The sequence below is a fragment of the Sphingobium indicum B90A genome (assembly GCF_000264945.2).
Taxonomy (GTDB): Bacteria; Pseudomonadota; Alphaproteobacteria; order Sphingomonadales; family Sphingomonadaceae; genus Sphingobium; species Sphingobium indicum.
In genome coordinates, this window is record NZ_CP013072.1 from 19,062 (window position 1) to 38,455 (window position 19,394).

Consider the following 19,394-nt stretch of genomic DNA (forward strand, 5'->3'; position numbering starts at 1 on the left):
TCCAGACCCAGTCTTCCCCTTGGCATGAATCTGGATCAATTCCGTCGAACGGCGCGCATACCATTCTCTGCTTCAGTCATTTGCGGTGGAAATTCGTCTTTCAGCGTCCCCAGCATCTGATGAGTCGCTTCGCCGCCCAATCCCGCGTCCTCTTCTGGGAAGAACCCTGCCTTGTCGAAGGCCTGCCGGAGCCGGACCTGCATATCGACGTCTGCGCCACCAGCGGCGTCATCGTCATCACGCCGCAACTGCCGGCCGACGGCGCGCGGGAAGAGGATGGCGAGAATTCGAAGCACCTGCTCGACCTGTTCCTGACGGGCGAATCCGGTCCGTTCGTGCGCTGGTACTACACCCCCATGATGCTGCCCTTTTCGGAACATGTCATGGCTGACTGCATCGTCTACGACTGCATGGACGAGCTGGCCAATTTCAAGGGCGCGCCGCCCGAACTGCTGCCGCTGGAACAGCGCCTGCTGTCCCAGGCCGACCTGGTGTTCACGGGCGGCTACAGCCTTTATGAGGCGAAGAAGGACCGGCATGGCCATGTCTATCCCTTTCCCTCCAGCGTCGATGCCGCGCATTTCGCCCAGGCCCGCTCTGCCCCGATCCGGCGTCCGGATGACGCCCGCCCGCGCCTGGGCTTCTACGGCGTCGTCGACGAGAGGATGGATGTCGAACTGCTGGCGGTGCTGGCCGATGCGCGCCCCGGCTGGGATCTGGAGATCGTCGGCCCGGTCGTGAAGATCGGAGAGGCGGACCTGCCGCGCCGGCCCAATCTCCATTTCCTGGGCGGCCGTTCCTATGACGACCTGCCCGGCTGCGTCGCGGACTGGGACGTGGCCCTGATGCCGTTCGCCATCAACGACGCGACGCGCTTCATCAGCCCGACGAAGACGCCCGAATATCTGGCGGCCGGAAAGCCGGTCGTGTCGACGCCCATCGCCGACGTCATCCGCCATTACGGACAGATCGAGGCGGTGCGGATCGCGGAGCGCGGCGAAGCCTTCATCCGCGCCTGCGATGCGGCGCTGGCCCTTTCCCGCTCCGGCGGCGACTGGCTGGCGGAGGCGGACAAGGTGCTGGCCGGCATGTCCTGGGACAAGAGTTTCCAGCAGATGAGCCGCCTTATCAGGGAAACGATCTCGCGCGGCGCTCATGCCCATCCCATCGTGTCGCCCACCAGTTGGAAAAGCGGCCCGTCGCGGCATTATGACGCGATGGTCGTCGGGGCGGGCTTCGCGGGCGCCGTCATGGCCGAAAGGCTGGCCGCCGACGGCGGCAGGAAGGTGCTGCTGGTCGACCGCCGCCCGCATGTCGGCGGCAATGCCTATGACGAGCTGGACGATGCCGGAGTCCTCATCCACCGCTATGGCCCGCACATCTTCCACACCAATTCGCAGGAAATATTCGACTATCTCTCCCGCTTCACCCGATGGCGGCCCTATGAACATCGCGTGCTGGCGGCGGTGGACGACCTGCTGGTGCCGATGCCGATCAACCGGACCACGCTCAACATGCTCTATGGCCTGGACCTGGCGACGGAGGAGGAGGCCGCCGCCTTCCTCGCTGCGCAGGCGGAGCCGGTGTCGGTCGTCCGCACTTCCGAAGATGTGGTGATCTCGGCAGTGGGACGGGAACTCTATGAAAAGTTCTTCCAGGGCTATACGCGCAAGCAATGGGGTCTCGATCCGTCGGAACTGGACAAGGCGGTGACCTCGCGCGTGCCGACGCGCACCAGCAAAGACGATCGCTATTTCACCGACAGGTTCCAGGCGATGCCGCTCGAAGGCTATACGCGCATGTTCGAGCGGATGCTGGATCATCCCAATATCGACATATTGCTGGGGGTCGACTATTGCGAGGCGCGCGACGCCTATCCACACGATCATCTGGTGTTCACCGGCCCGATCGACGAATATTTCGGCTATCGCTATGGCAAGCTGCCTTACCGCTCGCTTAGGTTCCGGCATGTCAGCCTGGATGTCGACCGATACCAGCCCGTGGCGGTCGTGAACTATCCGTCCCCCGACGTGCCGCACACCCGGATCACCGAATATAAGTACCTGACCGGGCAGCAGGTGCCGGGGACCAGCATCACCTATGAATTCCCGGCGGCGGAGGGCGACCCCTATTATCCGATCCCCCGCCCGGAAAACCAGCAACTCTTCAAACGCTATGAAGCGCTGGCGATGGCGCAGACCGACGTCACCTTCGTCGGGCGGCTCGCCACCTACCGCTATTATAATATGGACCAGGTGGTGGGACAGGCGCTGGCGACCTATCGCCGGATGACGAAGGCCCCCGCCATCCGCACCGTGCCCGCCCACCTCGCGGCCGCCGCGCAGCCCCGCCCCTCGGCGGGGTGACTCACCAAGCGGGAAAGGATCGACATTGAAGCGGCCGATCCGATGTAGTCGGATCGGCCGCTTCAGGCCTTTGTTTTACCACCTTTTCCGAGTCAGCCGATGATCCTGTCGGCTTGGAAACCTAAAGCCCGCTGTCGTAACGCGCCATCTCCTCCTGATAGCGCGTGGTCATCCGTTCCTGATCCGCCGGCGGGATTTCCTCCTTCAGGTGAAGGAAGCGGTCATTTTCCTCTTCATAGACATGATGGGCGACCGCGCCCTTGATATGCTCCAGCTTTTCGCCCCAATCGTCGCCCAGCGGATCGAGCGCTTCCAGCAGGGCGAGCTGGACCTTGGCGGCCTGCTGCTCCTCATAGGCCATCGCCATATGCGTCTTGTGGTCGTGCGAAAGCTGCGGGTAGATGACCGCTTCCTCCGCGCTGGAATGGGCCGTCAGCAGCGCGGCGAGCTTTCGCTGGGCGCGCGTGCGGCTGGACGCGTCCATCGCCGCCTCCGCTTCGCTGAAGGCCATTTCGATCTGCTGGTGATGCTGGAGGATCTGGTCGAGCCAGTCTCCCGCCCCGGCCGCCGCCCGCGCCTTCTCTCTTGCGCGGGCGCGGTCCTCTTCCGATTCCGGCGGCGTGACGGCTGCGACGAACCTGTCGATGACGGACATGGGATTCTCCTCTGCTCATGGGCGTGACTCCCATGCAAGCGCGGCACCGCGCTTCCGGTTCCTGAACGGCGGACCAAAGCGGAAGGCCGCTAACACAGGTTTAAGGGGCGTCCCCTTCAATAGCTCCCGTTCGTGACGACGATGCTGGCGCTCACCGTGGGGGAGGGCATGGGTATGAAGGCCGCATAACGCATCATCGGACTGCCGCTCATGTCATAGCTGACCCGCACCCGGAACGTCCCGGTCGCATCAGGCCCCGCCGTGACGACCGGCCCGCCGCCCGCCGCGAGCAGGGTGCCATAGCCGCCGATCACCGCCTGCGCCCGGCCCTGCGCCAGCGCCGTGCGTTCCGTGGTGGAAAGCCCCGCCACGGCGGCGCGAGCGCCCTCGACCGCGGCATGGCGCACGCCCATCAGCGCGGCGAAGTAGAAGGAATAGAGCACGACCGCGAAGACCAGCATCAGCAGCGCAGGCGCCAGCAGCGCGAATTCCAGCGCCGCCAGCCCCCGCTCGCATGTCCGCAGCCGCCGCGCCGGCATCGCGATCAGCCCGGATTGACGCTGTTGAACATCGTCGTGAAGGCGGTGCCGAGCTGCGTGCGGAAATTGGCGCCGACCGCGACGATGGCGGCGACCACCACCGCGCCCAGCACGGCATATTCCACCGCCGTCAGGCCTTTTTCATCCCGCGCCAGTTTCGCGATCAGCGAACCTAAAAACTTGTTCATCCTTGTCCTCCAATCCCCTCTGCAAAAGACCAACGGCGCACGATGAGGGGGGACCGCGCGCCGCCGTGAAAACTCACACCAGCACCGGCACCCCGCAGCGCGCGCCCGTCGCCCAGAGCGTCGCATGGCCAAGCTGGACGCCCAGCGCGGCGAGCAGGTCGGTGACCAGCGGATCGATGGTAGTGCCGACCAGCCCGGCGACCGGATTGACCACCGCGCTCGACAATTGCGACCGGGCGAGCGCCCTGGTCGCATCGCAGACGATCGGCAGGCATGATCCCAGCAACGTCACCTGCAACCCGTCCTGTCCGCCCAGGCTGCCCACCAGCGATGTCAGCAGCGGCCCGACCTGCGCCCCATTGCCAATGCTGGCGGGCGTGCCGGGCGATCCGGGACGGCCTATGCTGCCCTGCCCGCCGGGGCCGAAGACGAGGGCGCCGCTCGCGCCCATGACCGGCTGCGCCACCGCGCGGCTGTCCACCGTGACGACGCCCAGCACATTGACGATCCGGACCGAACGCACGTCGGCGGCGGACAAGGGCGGCATCGGCCGCGTCATGGCGCCGGCAGGCAAGGCGCCGATATAGGCGTTGACGAGGCCGCTGCCGGCCTGCACCGTCACCCGCGTGTCGCGCGCCTGTTCGGCCGTGTCGGGGCAATCGATGGCGCTGACCTGCCCCTGCGCCGCCGCAATGTCGATCGTGACCGGCAGGTTGACGACGATCAGCGGAACGCCCAGCAGGCTGACGTTCCTGATCCCGACGTCCAGTTGCAGCCGCAAGGCCGACGTGGAAACGCTGGTCTCCCCCGCCGGACCGAAGGAGAAGCGGGGCCGGTCCATCGGCCCGGTCGCCATCGCGGCCAGCAGGACGCTGCTGCCCGGCGCCACGGCGCCGATCGCGTCCGACAGGTCGACCGCGCCATTGCCCGCCTGCACGGCGTAGGAAAAGAGCTGATAGGCATTGATCCCGGCGCGCAGGGCCGGTTTCTCGTCCGCCCCGCCGACCGGCATGTTCTTCCACACGCCAAGGCCGAACAGGCCGTTGAGCGGCACGGCATAACCATTGCCGACCTGCCCGGCGAGCAGGCTCAGGGTCGCGGCGGTCGCGCTGTCGTCGGCCGCGCTGGCGGCGGCGGCGAGCAAGTCCCGAAGCCCCACGGTGCGGGCGGTGAGCGCGCCATAGGTGCCGCTCTCCCCGACCCGCTGCGCCAGCGCATCGAAGAACAGGCCCGCATCAACATTGCTCGCCATCAGCGCCTCGACATCGGCGGCGGAGAGGCGCAGCTCGATGCCCAGCAGTGCGCCCAGCAGGTCGTTGACGCTGTTCACCAGCGCATTTGTGACGGTCAGCACGCCGGAACTGATGCCGATCCCCGCCTCGTCGATACGGGCCGCCGTGGCGCTGGCCGACAGGTCGGGCAGGGGATTGGCCGGACCCAGCACGCGCATCAGGAACTGGCGCGCCGGCTTCCCGGTGCGGATGCGCACGGCATTGACCTGCCCATTGCCGGGACAAAGCGCCATGCTGGCGTCGAAGCGCTGCGCCGCGCCCAACCCCGCATCGGCGCAATAGCGGCCCAGTTCGACCGATCGGAGAATAGACGGATCATATCCGTTGCGGCTCAGGCTGTCCCGCGCCCGCGCCGCCGCCTGCGCCGGATTCTGCGCGGCGGCCAGCGCGGCCGCATCGGTCGCCGCCTGCAGATTGCGCAGGCTCACATAATAAAGCCCCCCGTCCAGCGCGAACCCCGCCGCGCCGATCAACACCGCCCCCAATGCCGCGATCATCGGCGCGACGGCGGCGGATCGGTCGCCAGCCAGCCGCCGAAGCCATGCCCGACGAAACGCGATGCGCCGCGCCCGGATCATCGCGCCCTGTCCACCGCCCGCTCGACCCGCCGGCCGATGGACTCCAGATAGCGCTGTCGAATGACCGCAGCCTCCTCCGCCGACAGTTCGGCATTCTCGCGCACCGGGGCCTTCAACTGCGCCTCCACCACCCGCCGCGCTTCGCCCACCGGCACCGGCACCGGCGCGGGCGCAGCCGCCATCAGCAACAGCACCACCATCTCAGCCTCCCTTGCCGATCCGCGCCGCTTCCGCCGCCAGCTTCTGCCGCAGCGCCCCGTCTCCCGCCCGGCGCAACCCGGCCTCCGCCTCGTCGCGCCGCCCGCCCATGATCAGCGCCAGCAGCAGGTTGTTGCGCACCACCGCCAGTTGGGGCGCCAGATCGCTAGCCCCGCGCAACGCCTCTATCGCCGCGCCGACCCGCCCGGCCCGCAACAGCGCATAGCCCAGCGCATTGCGCGGCAGCGGATCGGCCGGACTCGCCCGGCTCGCCCGCTCGTAACAGGCTGCCGCCTCGTCCCATCGCCCCCGCGCCGCCAGCAGATGCCCGCGCACCGCGCTGACCCCGCCGCTCGCCGTTTCGGGCGGCAGGGCCACCGCTTCCGCAGCGTCGATCTGCTTGAGGTCGATCAGGCTGTTGACCCGCAACAGCCGCGCCTCGGCATCGCCGGGATAGCGCCGTTCGAAATCGTCGAGATAGGCCAGCGCCGCCCGTGGCCGCCCATCGGCCCGCGCCTGGTGGATGAGTTGCAGATACAGCCCGCGCGTACCGGGCGCTTCCTCCGCTTGCCCCGGCGTTGCCGCCATCAGCATCGCCGCCAGCATCAACCGCCTCATTGCGACACCCCCCGCAAAGTATCGAAGATCGCCACCACCGGCGGCCCGCCCAGCACCACGAACAGGGCGGGCATGAAGAACAGGATCATCAGCACAACCATGCGCACGGTGATGCCGCCCATCGCCTCCCGCGCATTGGCGATGCGGCGCTGGGTGAACTCCCGCACGAATTCGCGCAGGGCAGGGGCCAACTCGACCCCCTGGAACAGCGCCTGGCGGAACAGCGCCGCCAGTTCCTTCGCCCCGTTCACCGCCACCCGCGCCGCCCAGCGGTCCAGCGCCTGCTCATAACGCATGCCCCGGTCGAGATCGGCGACCAGCATCGCGATCAGCCGCGCATGATGCGGCACCGCAATGGCCTCGTCCCGCGCAATCGAGCGGAAGCACTGGTCGAGCGAGATGCCGCTTTCCAGCATCATCAGCATCAGGTCCAGCAGGAAGGGAAATTCCGCCATGATCGCCCGCGCCCGCCGCGCTGCCAGCAGATGGATCGCCTGCTTCGCCCCGACATAGGTCAGGCCCGTGACGATGACGACCAACAAGGGCTGGGCAAGGAATCCGCCCCAGCCGATCCGCGAAACCAGCATCGCCGCCAGCCCCGCGCCGACCGTCGCCGCCATGCGCGCCCGGACGAACCTGTCTGCCGCCCGCGCATCCTGGAACCCCGCCAGCATCAGCTTGTCGGCAATTTCCGACCGATCCCGCCCCCGCGCCCCGAAGGCTGCGGGCAGGCGGAAGCCCGGCCGATCCCCGGCCATGCCCAGCCGCGCCTCCAGCCGCCGGTCGGCCAGCAGCATCCGCATGCCCATCGCGGCGCAGGCGACGCTCAGCGCTGCGCAAAGGAGGAACAGCGCCCCCATCAGAAGGCGAGCCTCATCACCCGCCGCATCACCAGCATGCCCATGCCCTGCAAGACCAGCGCGATCGCCGCCAGCCGATGCCCGCGCGGATCGCGCAGGAAGAAGTCGATATAATCCGGGTTCATCGCCACCAGCACGGCCATCGCCACCAGCGGCATGACGATCAGCACCCGGCCGCTGATCTTCGCTTCGGAAATGGCGGCCTTCAGCTCGCGCTTGATGCGGATGCGCTCGCGCAGGATGTTGGCCAGGTTCAGCAGCACCGCCGAAATCGACCCGCCATAGCGCATGTTCGTGCGGATCGCGGCGGCCAGCATCGATATTTCAGGAACGCGCAGCCGCTCCGCCAGCACCTGCATCGCATCGGCCACCGGCGCGCCCAGTTCCAGCCGCCTTGCGACCGGCGCGATATAGCTCCGCACCACGGCGGGCGCGTCGGCCAGCGCCCGGTCCAGCGCCTGCGCCAGCGAATTGCCGACCGCCTGCATCTGCCGCACCGCGTCGATATAATAGGGCAGCGCCTCGATCAGCGCCTCCACGCGCCGCTGCGCCCGCCGCCGCACCCAGCCGATCAGCGCCATCGGCACGCCCGCCGCCACTGCCAGCGCCGCCACCGGCCCCGCCGCCAGCAGGGCGAACAGCGCGATCAGCAGCAGCCCGCCGCCGACCATGCCCAGCGCCCGCGCCGTCACGTCGATCTGCGCCTGGGCCAGCAGCGGCGCCATCCTGTCCGGCGCCGCCAGCACCGCCGGGCGCGGCATGGCCGCGGTCAGGGCCAGTCCCAGCCGCCGGTCGATCACCGCCCGCTCCCGCGCCTGATCGGCCAGCAACTGCCAGCCGATCACCGCCACGATCATCAGCGACAGCATCATGAAGGCCGCCCCGCTCAGCACGGCCGATTGCCCCGATAATCGCGCAGCCGCCCCGCGAAAAAGGGCCGCGGCGACAACGTCCGAAACTCGCCAAGCCCCGACAGCGCAGGCTGCTCCTGAAAGGCGAACAGTTCGTTCAGCGAATAGGCCTCGCCCTCCAGCCCCGTCACCTCGCTGACCGACATCACCCGCCGGCTGCCGTTGGACAGCCGCTGCAACTGCACCACCACATGCACGCTGTTGGCGATGAAGCGCCGGATCGCCCGCACGTCGCTCTGCACCCCGGCAAAGCCCAGCAGCATCTCCAGCCGGGCAAAGGCATCCCTCGGACTATTGCCGTGCAGCGTCGCCATCGACCCGTCATGCCCGGTCGACATGGCCTGCAACATCTCCACGGCCTCGACGCCGCGCACCTCGCCCAAAATGATCCGGTCCGGCCGCATCCGCAGCGCGTTGCGCACCAGTTCGCGGCTGCTCACCTCGCGGCTGCCGTCCACCGTCGGCGGCCGCGTCTCCAGCCGCACGACATGGCTCTGCCGCAACTGCAGTTCGGCGGCGTCCTCGATGGTGATCAGCCGCTCGCGATCCCCGATGAAGGTCGACAGCATGTTGAGCAGGGTCGTCTTGCCCGCGCCCGTCCCGCCGCAGATCAGGATGTTGAGCCGCGACCGCACCGCCGCGCTCAGATAAGCCGCCATGTCCGCGCTCATCACATGGCCGGCGACGCAGTCCTCGATGGTCATGCTCTGCAACCGGAATTTGCGGATCGACAGCGTCGGCCCATCCAGAGCCACCGGCGGAATGACGATATTCACCCGCGACCCGTCCGCCAGCCGCGCATCGACATAGGGGCTGGCCTCATCCACGCGCCGTCCGATAGGCCCCACGATCCGCTGGATGATGTTCATGAGGTGCGCGTCGTCGCGAAAGCGCGTCTCGACCTTCTCCAGCAACCCGCCCCGCTCGGCATAGACATGCCCCGGCCCGTTGACGATGATGTCGTCCACTCCCGGATCGCGCAGCAGCGGCGCCAGCGGCCCCATGCCCGCCACCTCATCCTCGACATCCTCGATCAGCAGCAGCCGCTCCGCGCTGTTCAGCGCCATCTGCCCGCGACGGCTGCGGCTGGAGATGACCTGCTCTATCTCCTCGCGCAGCGCCCTTGGCCCCAGCGTCTCCGCCGTCTCGCCCCGCGCCTCCAGCTGCTCGATCAACTGGGCGCAGGTCTGCGCCTTGGCGAGCTGATAGATGTCGCTCATCCGCTGCGCGGCGGGCTGGGCGACGGGCGCGATCCGCACCTCCCGCGCCGGAATGAAGCCCTCTTCGCCGGTCAGCAGGCTCATGACGCACGCTGGACGACGCGCAGCATCGCCCCCCGCAGCCGGTCGATCCCGCCGGGCTTCGGCGCGATCCCGCAAACCCGCCGGATCGCGGCCATATAGGCCCCGCCATCCGCCTCCATCGCCATCGGCCGCCCGGCGTTCAGCGCATTGCGCATCCGCGCCCGGTCGATGGGCAGCGCCAGCGCCGCGCCGACGCCCAGCGCATCCGCCATCCGCCGCCCATCCAGCAGCACGCCGGGCAGATGATCCCACACCAGCAGCCGCATCGCCTCTATCCGCTCGCGCTCCGTCCCGATCCTGTCCAGCAAGCGGCGGCACGCCTCGATCTCGCGAATGGACTGGCCGCAGAGCAATTCCATCCGATCCGCCTCCGCCATCACCTCGCGCAGCAGCCCGCCATGGCGCAGGCTTCCCGCATTCAGCACCACATGCCCGCAACAGCCCCGCAGCAGCCGGATCAGCGCCGCCAGGTCGACTGGCGTCAGTCCCGCCGGCTCGGCCCCGGTCCCGCCGTCGAAAGTCAGCAGCATCACATCGCTCGGTTCATGCCGCGCCACCGTGCTGGCCAGCAGGCTGGCGTCCAGCCGGTCCATGTCGCCGATAGCGGAGGCCAGCCCATAATCGACGACCAGGTCCAGATAGCTCGCGGCCGCGCTCGTCGGCAGGGTGCAGTCGATCAGCAGCGTCGATCCCCGCGCCGCCGTGGCGACGGCCATGTCGGTCGCCACCATCGCGCAGGCATCGCGGTCCGCGCCCAGCAGCAGCGTCAGCCGTCCCCGGCTGCCCCGGTCCGCCACCGCCTCGTTCAACAGCCGCGCCAATATGGGGGCGATCTCCCCGCGCTGCCCGTCGCGCGGAACGACGTCATGCACGCCGGCGCGAATGGCGCGCAGCAACGGCCCGGCCTCCATCTCGTCGGTCGCCAGCAGGACGGGCCGGCCGCCCGCGCCCGCCACCACGGCGCCGATCGCGACCGACAGGGCGCGCTCGGGCGGAATGGCGGCGCGGTCGATGACGATCAGCGCCGGCTCGTCCAGCGCCTCACGCTCCACCGATTGCGCCAGTTCCACCGTGGCGCCGCCGCCCGTCGCTTCCTCGATGCGCTGCGCCAGCACCCGGTCGACCGACAGCAGAAGAATCTTCGCCATGCTCACCGCCGCACCACGCCGAAGGGCGCGCTGGACTGGTCCAGCCCGTCCGTGCCCAAAATCATGTCGCCTATGCCGGGGTCGATCCCCGCCGTCGCCGCGCCGGGCAAGGGCGGCACCTCCTCCGGTTTCATCGGCCCCACCAGCCGGGGCGTCGCGACGATGATCAGCTCCTGCTTCTCCTTCTGGTTCTGCTGCCGCTTGAAGAAGGCGCCCAGCACCGGAATATCGCCGAAAAGGGGCGTCTTCTCCTTCGTCACCGTCTGGCTGGAATAGCTCAGCCCCGCGATGACGAAGCTCTGCCCGCTGCCGAGTTCGACGGTCGTCTCCGCCGACCGCCGCCGCAGCCCCGGCACGACATAGCCCTGCAACTGCACGCCGTTATTATAGTCGAGTTCGCTGACCTCCGGCGCGATCTTCAGCACGATATGCTCCTTCGACAACACGAAGGGCGTCACCGATAACCGCACGCCGAATTCCTTATACTGGATGGACAGAGTATTGCCCGACCCCGAAACCTGCGGCACCGGCACCGGAAACTCGCCTCCCGCCAGGAAACTCGCCTGCTCGCCGGACCGCACCAGCAGGGTCGGCTGCGCCAATAGCTGCGACAGCCCGTTGGAGGACAGCGCGCTCAACACCGCCCCGATCCCCCGATTGGGCGCGGAAAGGAACAGGTTGAAGGCGTTTTGGATCGGCGCGCTCGCCTCCAGCGACAGTCCATCGGGATTGAAGGACGCGCTCCCCAGGCTGCTGGGCGAAACGATGGCCCCCTGAATATCGCCGCTGAGCTTGGAGAAGTTGAAGCCCAGCGCCTTGAGCGTCGTCGCGGAGACCGCCGCGAACTGCACGTCCACCGCCACCACCTGCTCGCCCGCCCTGACGATGGGCGCGCTCGCCGCCGCATCGGGCGCGACGCTGATCGGCTCCCGCGCCATCAGCCCGCCATCGCCGCCATAGACGCTGACGGTCGCCGCGCCTTCGCCAATCGCCGTCAGCCGCAGCGACCGGGCAGAAGGCGCGGCGATGGACAACACGCCCTCCCGGTCCACCTCGACCCGCCCGATGGCGCGGGGATAGGAAAGGGTGCGCTGCTCCTTCACCTGCAACGCCGTTTGCGCCACGGCGCCAAGGGGCAGGCCCATCGCGATCAGCCCCAATCCAAGACGCGCCCGCTGCCAACAGCCCGAAATCCTCACTTCGCGCTACTCCCCGAATAGATGGTTTCGCGCCGGCTCCCCACGACCAGTTCGATGGCATGGGGCGCAGGACGCGCCGTCGCGCGGGACGCGGGAGCCGTCGCCCCGGGCATCGGCGCGGGCGCCGCCACCGGCTCGACCCCCGCCGAAGCCGCCACGGCCACCGCGACCTGCGCGCTGTCCGCCGGATTGCGCAGCGACAAAGTCAGCGCCCCGATATTCTTCGCCAGCGACAGGATCGACACCTGCTCCGGCGTCAACGCCAGCGTCACTGTCCGCGCCGGCGGGGGAGGGGAGGAGAGCGCGCCTTCCACGCCGCCATTGGCTCCCGACGCCTGCTGCGTTCCCACCACCACCTCGCCCACGGCCAGCACCTGCACCATCTGGAGCAGGGCCTGCGCCCGGCTGCGTCCCGACCCGCGCGCCCCGCTGATCGCGTCGGCGCCGGGATAGACGACCTGCACGTCGACCCGGTCGCCCGGCCGGATCAGGCCGGCGACGGCGATCTCCGCCGTGGTGTCGATGCTGATTGCGCGCATCCCCATCGGCACGCGAATGGCAAGCTTGCTCTCCATCCCCACCGCATCGCGGGCGATCAACGCATGCAGGCCTATGTCCCGCGTCGCGACCTTGCCCACCACCTCGGCGGATGTCGCCGCATAGGGATAGCGCGTCGGATCGCCCGGCGCGTTGCGGATCATGGCGGCCGTGATCGTCTCCCCCGTGCGGATCGCGCGGGCCGCCCGCACCAGCAGGACAGGCGCGGCCACCCTGACGGGCGCGGCCTCGCCCTGCACCGTCGCGGCGGAAGCGTTGCGCAATTCGCGGACGCCCAGCGCCAGAAAAGCCGAAGCGGCGGTCAGCCCGACGGCGATCGTCAGCTTGGCTTTCGAACCCAGACGCATTGCTTTCCCCCAACGGCGCTTTGCGTGAACGCAAAAGCGCTTCAACCGGGGAAATTCATAACCTTGGCGCTGTTGTCAGGGCATGAAAGAAGCAACCGTTACGGTGCAAAGCGCTTGCACTGGCAAATGGTGGCTTTGCGCAGGAACGCCAGATGTTTTCACCGATTTCGCTCACGCAAAAGCCGCTGGAAGCGACGATGATTGATCCAAATCGGCGACAATTACCGCGGCCTCCCTCCCCACGCTGCGCGCGAGGAGGTCCGGCGTCCTTTCATGACCGTTCCCCGCCGGGCCTTGCGACCTCAGGCGTCGACCGAAATCACCCCGCGCCTGATCTGATCCAACTCGATGCTCTCGAACAAGGCCTGGAAATTCCCGTTCCCGAAGCCCTCATTGCCCTTGCGCTGGATGATCTCGAAGAAGATCGGCCCAAACATGGTCTCGGTGAAGATTTGCAGCAGGATTCCCTCGCCATTCTCCACCGATCCGTCGATCAATATCCGGTTCCGGCGCAATCTCTCCAAATCTTCTCCATGCCCAGGCACCCGCTTGTCGACCAGTTCATAATAGGTCTCGATGGTGTCCTGCAACCGCACGCCCCGCGCCCGCAACTTCTCCACCGTCTCGTAGATATTGTCGGTGGTCAGCGCCAGATGCTGGATGCCCTCGCCATGATATTGGCGGATGAACTCCTCGATCTGGCTCTTGTCGTCCTGGCTTTCGTTCAGGGGGATGCGGATCGCCCTGTCGGGCGCGATCATCGCCTGGCTGAACAGCCCGGTCGCCTGCCCCTTGATGTCGAAATATTTTTGCTCCTCGAACCCGAACAGCGTCCGATAGAACTGGCTCCACACGCGCATCTGCCCGCGCCGGACATTATGAGTCAGATGGTCGAGCAGGTCCAAGCCGACATTGTTCTCCGCCGCCGCCTCCCGCCAGCCGGGAAACTCCGCCCAATCGGCATAAAGGTCTTCGCCGTCCTTGATGAAATAGAGATAGGAACCGCCGATCCCCTGGATGACGGTATCGTCCTCGTCCGTCGGCCTGGCGCCGTGCTCCAGCGCCCATTGCATCGCCGCCTCCGGATCGGCCACGCGAAAGGCCATGGCGCTCGCCGACGGGCCATGCTCGCCCCGGAAGGCCGCCACCCGCCCGGCATCGTCGCGGTTCAGCATCAGGTTGATGCGCCCCTGCTTGTAGCGGGTGATGTTCTTGGTCGGATGCCGGTGGCTGGCCACGAAGCCCAGTTGTTCGAACTGCCGCCCCATGGCTTCGGGATCCGGCGATGTGAATTCGACGAATTCGAAACCGTTTAGGCCCAGCGGATTGATGATGTCGGCCATGAAGCCAATCCTCTCGATTATGGTTGGGGTTACCGCGTCAGCATGGCATTTTGGCGCGGGCGTGATCCTGGCTGCCGCGATGATAGACGCGATCCTGCGCCAGCACCACATCGGGCGCCACGTCGCTCTCCGTCTCCAATTCGCGATAGATCGGCCCGAAGTCCACATCGGACGTTTTGCGCAGAAGATCCTCGAAACTGTCGATGACGAAATAGCTCTGCTGATAATCGTCGATGCGATATTGGGTCCGCATCAACCGCTTCAGATCGAAACCGATCCGGTTGGGCGAAGCATCCTCCAGCGCGAACACCGACTCGCCGAAGGACGAAACGATCCCCGCCCCGTAAAGCCGCAAGTCGTCGCCATGCCGCATCAGCCCGAACTCCACCGTATACCAGTAAAGCCGCGCCAGATGATCGATCGACCCCAGCCCGTCGGCGCGCAGTCCGCCCTCGCCATAGGCCTGCATATAATCGGCAAAGGCCGGATGGGTCAGCAAAGGCACATGCCCGAACACGTCGTGAAACACGTCCGGCTCCTGCAGATAATCGATCTGTTCGGGCCTGCGGATGAACCGCCCCGCCACGAACCGCCGATTGGCGAGATGTGCGAAGAAAACCCGGTCCGGCACCAGTCCCGGCACCGCCACCACCTGCCAGCCCGTGCGCTTCATCAACCGTTCGGACAATTCGGCGAAGTCGGGAATCCCCGGCCGCGCCATCCGCAATATGTCCAGCCCCTCCAGGAATTCCGGCACCACCCGCCCTGGCAGCATCGCGGCCTGCCGTTCGAACAGCCGGTCCCACATGGCATGCTCGCCGGGCGTATAGGCAGACCAGTCCTGCGGAACCGTCCAGTCCGCAGCCGCGCCCTCGGGAGGTGTCATGTCCGCCTGTGCCATGTTCAGCCTTATCCCATGTTTGGACGGAAAAAGGGTTTCATTCTGACGCCCTCCATGGCCACCAATGAAATGGGGTCGTCACATATCGGCGGAATATGAAATCTCATTTCTGCGCCTTGAACGCCCAGCGCATCGTCCCCGCCAGCGCGAAAGCCGCCGCCCGGACCAGCGGCCGCGCCACGACGGGCATGGAAAAGCCATGCATCCGCCGCGCCCATCCGGGCAGCAGCGCCACCGCCGCCTGCATCGTCATCGCTTGGGCGGGCATCAGCCCCAGCGAGGGCGCGGGCTGCCGCAGCACGATCCGCGCCACCTCCCGCGTCCGCTCCGTCACGGCCAGCTCGCTGCGAAATCGCGCCATCAGCGCCATCGCCTCGGCCCGGCTCTCCGGCACCGGATCGGCCCCCAAAGCCCGCGCCACCAGCGCCGCTTCGGCAAAATAGCGGTCCTGCTCCGCCACCGGCATGAACGGCTCGCCATAGGCCATCCACGCGTCGAGAAAGCTCACCGCCTCGCAGACATGCACCCAGGCGAGCAGCCAGGGATCGCCCGCCGCATAGGCCGTCCCGTCCGCCAGCGTCCCGCGCACATGGTCATGCACCTGCCGCACCCGCGCGATCGCCGCCTCCGCCTCGGCCCGTTCGGCATAGGTGGTGACGGCGATGAACCGCGCCGTCCGCCGCAGCCGCCCCAGCATATCGTCCCGAAACCGGCTGTGGTCCCAGATTCCCGCCAAGGCCGCCGGATGCAGCATCTGGAGCAGCAATGCGCCGACCCCGCCGATCATCATGCTGGTGACGTCGCCATGCACGCGCCGGATCACCGACCCCGGCGGATAGAGCGCCCGGTCCGAAGCGACGACCGGCGCTTCTCCTCGGGCGCTGTCATGAAACACGCCCCGCACCTGGCGCACCAGCAACCGCCGCATCAGATGCGAAGGCCGTTCCACCGACACAAATCCTTCCCAAGCCTTTGGCGCAGGAAGGATCTGTCCTACCCGGCCGCCATCTGCGTCATGGACGCATAGTCCGTCTTCCCGGTTCCCAGCAGCGGCAGAGCATCCAGCACCCGGATTTCCCTGGGCAAGGCCAGTTCCGCCACGCCATTGGCCTTGCCCCAGGCCTGCAACGCCGCCGCCTTCGCATCCCGCGCGGTCGTGAACAGCACCAGTTGCTCCCCCTTGCGCGCGTCGGGCCGCGTCACCACGGCATGGTCCGCATCCGGCCAGACCGCGGAGGCATAGCCCTCCACCGCCGGCAGGGAGATCATCTCGCCCCCGATCTTCGCAAAGCGCTTCGCCCGCCCCCGGATCGTCACGAAGCCCTGATCGTCGATGGTCACGATGTCGCCGGTATCGTGCCCGCCCCCTTCCGGCGGTTGCAGCACGCCCGGCGCATCGGCCTTCATATAGCCGGCCATGATGTTCGGCCCCCGGATCGAAAGCCGCCCGCCTTCCTCGATCCCCGGCACATCGTCCAGCCGCGCCTCTATCCCCGGCAGCAGCCGTCCGACCGATCCGGCGCGGAAATGCATCGGGGTGTTGACCGCGATCACCGGCCCCGCTTCCGTCGCGCCATAGCCCTCCAGGATGCGCAGCCCGAATTTCTCGGCATAGATCTTCCGGGTCTCGTCCCGCACCCGCTCCGCGCCCGCGAAGATGTAGCGCAGCGAATAAAAGTCATAGCCATGCGCCATCCGCGCATAGCCCGACAGGAAGGTGTCGGTCCCGAACAGGATCGTCGCATTGGCGTCATAGGCGAGCGCCGGCACGATCCGGTAATGCAGCGGGCTGGGATAGAGCAGCGTCTTCACCCCGTGGAAGATCGGCAGCAAAGTGCCCCCGGTCAGGCCGAAACTATGGAACACCGGCAGGGCGTTCAGCACCACATCGGCCGAATTGAAGTCGATGCGCGCCGCCAATTGCCGGCAGTTGGACAGAAGGTTGCGATGCGTCAGCACCACGCCCTTGGGCAGCCCCTCCGACCCGCTGGTGAACAGGATCACCGCCGCATCGTCCGGCGAAACCTTGAGCCGCCGGTGCGCGCGCCCGGCAAAGCGGCTGGCGATCAGCCCGCGCAGCTTGGCGCCGGGGCCGATGCCCGCCGCCACATCCTCCAGCCAGAGGAAGGCGATGCCCTCCGCCTCCAGCCCCGCGACGACATCGCCGAGCTTGCCCTGCTCGACAAAGGCCCGCGCCGTCACCACCGTCCGGATTTCGGCCGCCATGCAGGCCGCCTTCAGGTTCGCCAGACCCGCCGTGAAGTTCAGCATCGCCGGCACCCGCCCGCCTGCCTGGAGCGCGAAGAAGGCCACCGCCACCCCGGCGACATTGGGCAGCAGCACGCCGACCGCCTCCCCCTGCCGGGTCGAACGCGCCAGCACGCGTCCCAGCACCAGCGATCCCGTCACCAGCCGCCCATAGGTCAGCGGTTCGCGCTTCACATCCTCGACGACGGCCGATCCGCGCCCATGGACATGGCTCGCCTCCAGCAGCGCTTCGAACAATGTCCTGTCCGTGTCGGAGGTCGCGAACATCATCTGGCTCATCTCGTCATAGAGCCGCCGCCCGGCGATAGCGCGCCGCGCCCGCGCCGTCATCTCCCCCTCGATGGCGAAGCGGCGGGGCGGCAGCACGGTGAGCGTGATCCGGGGAAAGCGCCGCAGCCGGACCTTCCCCCTGAGGCGGGAAAAGGGCGTGAACTGCGCGCCGTCGATCCGCACCGGAATGATCGGCGCGTCGGCCTTGTCCGCGACCATGCCGGGGCCGTCAAACACCTTCATCAAGGCGCCGGTGACGGTGATCCGGCCTTCGGGAAAGATCACCAGCGTCCGCCCTTCGCGCACCGCCTTCACCATCGCCTTGGCGGACAGCGGATTGGTCGGGTCGACCGGAAAGGCGTCGAACAGCGGCAGGAAGGGCTTGACCCACCAGGCCCTGGCAATGCGCGTATGCACCGCGAAGGTGGGCTTGCCCGGCAGGAAGGCCGCCAGCAGCAGGCCATCCAGGAACGACACATGGTTGACCACGACGACCGCCGGTTCGCCCGCGCCGGGCATATTTTCAGCGCCGATGACCTCCACCCGGTAGCAGAGCCGCAGCATCCCGCGCACGATGGCCTTGATCACCGTCTCCGGCAGCAGCCAGCAACTGATCAGCGCCACCGCCAGCGTCGCAAAGCCCATCGCCCCGATCACGCCGGGCACGCTCTCGCCGCGCGCCAGCATCGCCGTCACCACGGCGACGACCGCCACCGTGACCGCCGCATTGACGATGTTGTTGGCCGCAATGGTGCGCGACCGCTCCTGCCGCGGGCTGTGCGTCTGGAGGATCGCATAGAGCGGCACGATGAACATGCCGCCTGAAAAGGCGATGCCGAACAGGTCGACCATGATCCGCCAGCTCCCCGGCGACCCGACGAATTCCGCTATGCCCGCGCCCGAATGCATGGGCGCATAGGAGCCGGTCGACAGCCACAGGTCGATCATGAACCCGGCCAGCGCCAGCGCGGATACCGGCACGAAGCGGGCGGACACCTGCCCGCCCAGCAGCCGGTTGACCAGCATCGACCCCAGCGCCACGCTGACCGAGAAGATCAGCAGGAAGAAGGTCGCGACCTCCTGCTTCGCCTTCAGCACCCCGCTCACCAGCGGCGCGAACTCCGCCAGCAATACCGCGCCCACGGCGAAGAACCAGCTTATCCCCAGGATCGACAGCCACACGCCGCGCCCATGCCGCGCCGCCTTCAATATATGCCAGGTGCTCCTGAAGATGTTGGGTTCGATGCGCAGCCCCGGCACCACCGTCGGCGCGGACGGCACCGCCAGGCTGGCCAGGAAGCCCAGGATCGCCAGGCCCACCGCCACCAGCCCGGCTTCCCATGGCGGGATCACCCCGGCCAGCAACTGACCGCTCAATATGGCGAGGAAGGTGCCTGCCTCGATCAGGCCGGTGCCGCCCATGATCTCATCGGTGCGCAGATGCTGCGGCAGGATGGAAAATTTGACCGGCCCGAAGATGGTCGAATGCAGCCCCATCAGGAACAGGCAGGACAGCAGCAGCGGCACCGATTCCAGCCAGAATCCGGTGACGGCCAGGGTCATGATGACGATTTCCGCCGCCTTCACCGCCCGCACCAGCTTCGCCTTGTCCCAGGCGTCGGCCAGTTGCCCGGCCAGCGCGGAAAACAGGAAATAGGGCAGGATGAACAGGCCCGTGGCGACGGTCGCCAGCATCTCCGCCTTGTCGGGCTCGGCCCGATAGAGGCCGAAATTGGCGAGGAACAGCAGCGCGAACTTCAACAGATTGTCGTTGAACGCGCCCAGGAACTGCACCACGAACAAAGGCGCGAAACGGCGTTTACCCAGCAAAGACAGATCAGGTGCGGACAT

17 protein-coding genes are annotated in these 19,394 nt (G+C 67.6%); 1 reads left to right on the forward strand and 16 read right to left on the reverse strand.

The genetic code is table 11. The features are described from left to right. Positions 1-119: 119 nt before the first annotated feature. Positions 120-2,366 carry a UDP-galactopyranose mutase gene (gene glf, locus SIDU_RS18395; RefSeq protein ID WP_007684470.1) on the forward strand — a complete coding sequence of 749 codons (2,247 nt, stop codon included), beginning with the start codon at positions 120-122 and terminating at the stop codon, positions 2,364-2,366. Between the two features lie 121 nt (positions 2,367-2,487). On the opposite strand, the gene SIDU_RS18400 is transcribed toward glf, so the two are convergent. From SIDU_RS18400 to SIDU_RS18475, 16 genes are all read right to left on the reverse strand, one after another. After that, positions 2,488-3,021, reverse strand: coding sequence for a hemerythrin domain-containing protein (locus SIDU_RS18400; protein ID WP_007684469.1), 534 nt, complete (start codon positions 3,019-3,021; stop codon positions 2,488-2,490). Between the two features lie 116 nt (positions 3,022-3,137). After that, positions 3,138-3,560, reverse strand: a complete 423-nt coding sequence (locus SIDU_RS18405) for a TadE/TadG family type IV pilus assembly protein (protein WP_007684468.1) — start codon at positions 3,558-3,560, stop codon at positions 3,138-3,140. Positions 3,561-3,565: 5 nt separating this feature from the next. After that, positions 3,566-3,748 (reverse strand): Flp family type IVb pilin, encoded by a 183-nt coding sequence (locus tag SIDU_RS18410; protein ID WP_007684467.1) that lies wholly within the window; start codon positions 3,746-3,748, stop codon positions 3,566-3,568. Positions 3,749-3,821: 73 nt separating this feature from the next. After that, a complete protein-coding gene (locus SIDU_RS18415) occupies positions 3,822-5,618 on the reverse strand; it encodes a TadG family pilus assembly protein (RefSeq protein WP_007684466.1) in 1,797 nt (598 codons plus the stop codon). Then, complete coding sequence (locus SIDU_RS18420) at positions 5,615-5,818, reverse strand: hypothetical protein (protein WP_007684465.1); 204 nt, start codon at positions 5,816-5,818, stop codon at positions 5,615-5,617. The genes SIDU_RS18415 and SIDU_RS18420 overlap by 4 nt, the downstream gene beginning before the upstream one ends. A 1-nt stretch (position 5,819) precedes the next feature. Next, complete coding sequence (locus SIDU_RS18425; RefSeq protein ID WP_007684464.1) at positions 5,820-6,422, reverse strand: tetratricopeptide repeat protein; 603 nt, start codon at positions 6,420-6,422, stop codon at positions 5,820-5,822. Between the two features lie 8 nt (positions 6,423-6,430). Further along, complete coding sequence (locus SIDU_RS18430) at positions 6,431-7,294, reverse strand: type II secretion system F family protein (protein ID WP_007684463.1); 864 nt, start codon at positions 7,292-7,294, stop codon at positions 6,431-6,433. Beyond that, the gene (locus SIDU_RS18435) at positions 7,294-8,187 is read right to left on the reverse strand and encodes a type II secretion system F family protein (RefSeq protein WP_073507211.1); all 894 of its coding nucleotides are present in this window, start codon (positions 8,185-8,187) and stop codon (positions 7,294-7,296) included. The genes SIDU_RS18430 and SIDU_RS18435 overlap by 1 nt, the downstream gene beginning before the upstream one ends. Next, positions 8,181-9,509: a CpaF family protein gene (locus SIDU_RS18440; protein ID WP_007684462.1), complete on the reverse strand. Its 1,329-nt coding sequence runs from the start codon at positions 9,507-9,509 to the stop codon at positions 8,181-8,183. The genes SIDU_RS18435 and SIDU_RS18440 overlap by 7 nt, the downstream gene beginning before the upstream one ends. Next, positions 9,506-10,657, reverse strand: coding sequence for an AAA family ATPase (locus tag SIDU_RS18445; RefSeq protein ID WP_007684461.1), 1,152 nt, complete (start codon positions 10,655-10,657; stop codon positions 9,506-9,508). Before SIDU_RS18445 ends, SIDU_RS18440 begins: the two co-directional genes overlap by 4 nt. A gap of 2 nt (positions 10,658-10,659) precedes the next feature. After that, entirely contained in the window at positions 10,660-11,802 is a 1,143-nt protein-coding gene (locus SIDU_RS18450) for a type II and III secretion system protein family protein (protein WP_233431917.1), read from the reverse strand. A 50-nt stretch (positions 11,803-11,852) separates the two neighbouring features. Continuing rightward, a complete protein-coding gene (gene cpaB, locus SIDU_RS18455) occupies positions 11,853-12,761 on the reverse strand; it encodes a Flp pilus assembly protein CpaB (protein ID WP_007684458.1) in 909 nt (302 codons plus the stop codon). A gap of 302 nt (positions 12,762-13,063) precedes the next feature. Next, positions 13,064-14,104: a 4-hydroxyphenylpyruvate dioxygenase gene (hppD, locus tag SIDU_RS18460; RefSeq protein WP_007684455.1), complete on the reverse strand. Its 1,041-nt coding sequence runs from the start codon at positions 14,102-14,104 to the stop codon at positions 13,064-13,066. Between the two features lie 37 nt (positions 14,105-14,141). Then, positions 14,142-15,005, reverse strand: a complete 864-nt coding sequence (phhA, locus tag SIDU_RS18465; RefSeq protein WP_007684454.1) for a phenylalanine 4-monooxygenase — start codon at positions 15,003-15,005, stop codon at positions 14,142-14,144. A 103-nt stretch (positions 15,006-15,108) separates the two neighbouring features. Next, positions 15,109-15,954, reverse strand: a complete 846-nt coding sequence (locus SIDU_RS18470) for an oxygenase MpaB family protein (RefSeq protein ID WP_007684453.1) — start codon at positions 15,952-15,954, stop codon at positions 15,109-15,111. A 44-nt stretch (positions 15,955-15,998) separates the two neighbouring features. Then, positions 15,999-19,394 carry an acyl-[ACP]--phospholipid O-acyltransferase gene (locus tag SIDU_RS18475; protein ID WP_037510623.1) on the reverse strand — a complete coding sequence of 1,132 codons (3,396 nt, stop codon included), beginning with the start codon at positions 19,392-19,394 and terminating at the stop codon, positions 15,999-16,001.